General features: G+C 62.8%; 3 protein-coding genes and 1 pseudogene. All 4 read left to right on the top strand.

What is annotated here, in order from left to right; genetic code table 11:
- The first annotated feature begins 145 nt into the window (after positions 1 to 145).
- A complete protein-coding gene (locus AB4Y34_RS41325) occupies positions 146 to 388 on the top strand; it encodes a DUF3717 domain-containing protein (protein ID WP_176370123.1) in 243 nt (80 codons plus the stop codon).
- 129 nt (positions 389 to 517) lie between these two features.
- Positions 518 to 1,537 (top strand): ATP-binding protein, encoded by a 1,020-nt coding sequence (locus tag AB4Y34_RS41320; RefSeq protein WP_368719241.1) that lies wholly within the window; start codon positions 518 to 520, stop codon positions 1,535 to 1,537.
- 117 nt (positions 1,538 to 1,654) lie between these two features.
- Positions 1,655 to 2,605, top strand: coding sequence for a hypothetical protein (locus AB4Y34_RS41315; protein ID WP_176370121.1), 951 nt, complete (start codon positions 1,655 to 1,657; stop codon positions 2,603 to 2,605).
- Positions 2,606 to 2,612: 7 nt separating this feature from the next.
- Positions 2,613 to 2,874 (top strand): annotated as a pseudogene (locus tag AB4Y34_RS41310) (hypothetical protein); the annotation flags it as partial.

The following is a 2,874-nucleotide window of genomic DNA, read 5'->3' as shown; positions in this document are numbered from 1 at the left end:
AACCGTCGCGCAGCGGCCGCCCATACTGGGCTCTGTTACCCGCGTCCACGACGCATCGACCCGCCGGAGATCCGGCAACAATGCTGCCCTTGGGGATCACGTCCCTTGGGGCGTTGTTCAGGGGCACTTCCTTCGAGGACACCCCATGAAACATCCGAACGCTGTTTCCGGAACCCGGGACGTTTCAATCGCCCAGATCGAAAACGCGATCAACGTGTGGCGCAACCGCAATCCGGCTACCTCCGACGAGGAGGTGACGGTGCTGTGTGCTGAAGCACGCTGTCTCGCCAATCTCTACGGCAGCATGATCTTCACCCGCGCGACCGCCGTGCCGCGCGAAACCCTTACCGAAGCTCAACTGGCCGCTCTGGCTGGCGCGCAGGCGTAAGGCACAACCGTTTTTCGCGTCTCCTAGGACGCATCGAAGCGCCGCATCCGCGGCACATCCAGCTCGCCCCTCAGGGACCACGTCCCCCGGGGGCGTTGTTTCGTGGGGCTTTTCCTTTTCAGGTACCCCATGAAAGTCTCTGCCTCGCAACTTCGCGAACTGCTCATCACCTACATTCCGGCCCGTCTTCCGGTGCTTATCACTGGGGCTCCGGGCATTGGCAAGAGCGACATCGTCGCTCAGGCGGCTCAGGAAACCGGGCATGACCTGCTCATCAGCCATCCCGTCGTTGAAGACCCCACGGACTCGAAGGGCCTGCCATTCCCTGACGGGAACGTCGCCCGCTTCCTGCCGTTCGGGGATCTCGAGCGCGCATTGAGAGCGACAACGCCGCTGCTCTGGTTCCTTGACGATCTGGGCCAGGCATCACCGGCAGTGCAGGCGGCAAAGATGCAACTGCTGCTGGCACGCCGCATCGGCGAGCACGCGCTGCCCGACTGCGTCACGTTCGTTGCGGCCACCAACCGGCGCAACGACAACGCGGGTGTCTCGGGCATTCTCGATCCCGTCATCTCGCGTTTCGCGACGGTGGTGGAGCTTGAGCCTTCGATCGCCGACTGGACGGACTGGGCGGCGCGCACCGGTGTTCCTGCCGAACTGATCGCGTTTCTGCGATTCCGGCCGGATCTGCTGTCCGTGAAGAAGACCGCGCGCGATATCGAAAACGCACCGAGCCCCCGAACATGGGGATTCGTCGCGAAGACGATGCCGGTCGTGCCGAAGTCGCTCGAGCTGGTCTCCTACGCGGGTTCGGTGGGCGAGGCTGCAGCGACCGAACTGATGAGCTTTCTTGCCATCTACCGCGAGCTGCCGTCGCCGGACGCCATCATCCTGTCGCCGGACACGGCGCCGATCCCTGAGACCCCGGCCGCGCTGTACGCGGTCAGTTCGGCGCTGGCAGCGCACTCGACCGAAGGAAACTTCGAGCGGGTGCTGACCTACAACCAGCGGCTGATCGAGGTTGGCCACCGTGAATTCGGTGCGCTCCTCGCGCGTGACGCCGTGCGTCGCAAGCCCGAACTGGCGAGCACCCATGCGTTCATCCGCGCGCAGGGTGGCGAGATCGGAAAAATCATCCGCGGCGAGTAAGCCCCGCTACCTTTTGCCTGTTGCTTCATCCGTTGTTCGTTCTGCCACGGCCCGCCTCGCGCGCCGTGGCTTTTTTCTTTCTGTTCAATCCAATCCCTTTCTATTCTGGAGTCTCCCATGAACATCACTGAACTGAAATCCCGCGTCATGCTGTCGGCCGTCACGGTATCCGCCTGGCAGGCGCGCTGCTTCGACGTGAAAGCGACCGAAGAAGTCGAGAAGAACCATCAGGCAAAGGACATCGGGCGCTTCAACAAGCGCCTGCTGCCCGAGCATGCGCCGAGCTACAAGGAGGTGGTTTCGATCGGCAATCGCATTCGCCGCTATCACTACGACCACTCGCTGAAGTACGAACAGCTGGGCGTGCGTCTGCTTCCGACGGCGATCTACATGGACTTCGCCGACCAGATGCGCAGGATGAAGGATGAGTTCGATCTCGCCGTTTCCGTCTTCCTGACCGACTACCTGAATCTGAAGGAGCAGGCACGGGCGGAACTCAACGGGCTGTTCAACGAGTCGGACTATCCCACGCTTGCCCGCATGTCTGAAAAGTTCGGCGTCAGGCTCGCGGTGTTGCCGTTTCCTGACGCGAGCCAGTTCGGCGTCGATCTGCCGGCCGACGTGCTGACGGATCTTCGTTCGGAAATCGACCAGCACGTGCTTGCCTCGATCTCGACGGCGAACAATGATCTGGTCGGGCGTCTGTACGAGGCCGTCTCGAAGCTGGCTGACAAGCTGTACGGTGCCACCGATGTTCGCCTGGGCGTCACCAACCAGGTGCGCGAACTGTGCGAGCTGCTGCCGAAGCTGAACTTCACGAACGATCCGAAGCTCAGCCACATCCTCGAACAGGCGAAGACGCATCTCGCGGTTCACACGGGTGCGGATCTGAAGGAGTCGAGCGTGCTGCGTTCGCAGGTCGCGGCCAAGGCCTCGGAAATCGAGGGGCTGATGGCAGCGTTCATGGGTGGGGCACCGGAGCCGGTGGCGAATCAGCTTTCGACGTTCGCGCCGCTGGAGCAGGTTGTCCAGCCGGAGCCGACGCCGCTTCTGCGACTCGTCGCCTGAGGTGGCCATGGACCCGCGCATCTCGAAGCAACGCACGGCGCTGGTCCTCGACCAGCCGTTTTTCGGCGCACTCGCTTTGCGTCTGAAGGTGGTCGAAGATCCGTCGTGCAAGACGTTCTGGACTGACGGGGAATCGCTGGGATACAACCCGACGTACCTCGGCGGTCTGAACGATCTGGAAACGCGCGGCGTGCTGGCGCATGAGGTTCTGCATGTGGCCAACGGCCACTGCTGGCGCCAGGGCGATCGCGATCCGAAACTCTGGAACG

The sequence above is a fragment of the Paraburkholderia sp. BR10954 genome, from assembly GCF_040965775.1.
GTDB classification, from domain to species: Bacteria; Pseudomonadota; Gammaproteobacteria; order Burkholderiales; family Burkholderiaceae; genus Paraburkholderia; species Paraburkholderia youngii.
This window is presented reverse-complemented; position numbering and strand designations above follow the sequence as displayed.

Bases quoted from the DNA above. Each gene is read 5' to 3' on its own strand.
- AB4Y34_RS41325 (WP_176370123.1), top strand. From the start codon at position 146: ATGAAACATCCGAACGCTGTTTCCGGAACCCGGGACGTTTCAATCGCC.
- AB4Y34_RS41320 (WP_368719241.1), top strand. From the start codon at position 518: ATGAAAGTCTCTGCCTCGCAACTTCGCGAACTGCTCATCACCTACATT.
- AB4Y34_RS41315 (WP_176370121.1), top strand. From the start codon at position 1,655: ATGAACATCACTGAACTGAAATCCCGCGTCATGCTGTCGGCCGTCACG.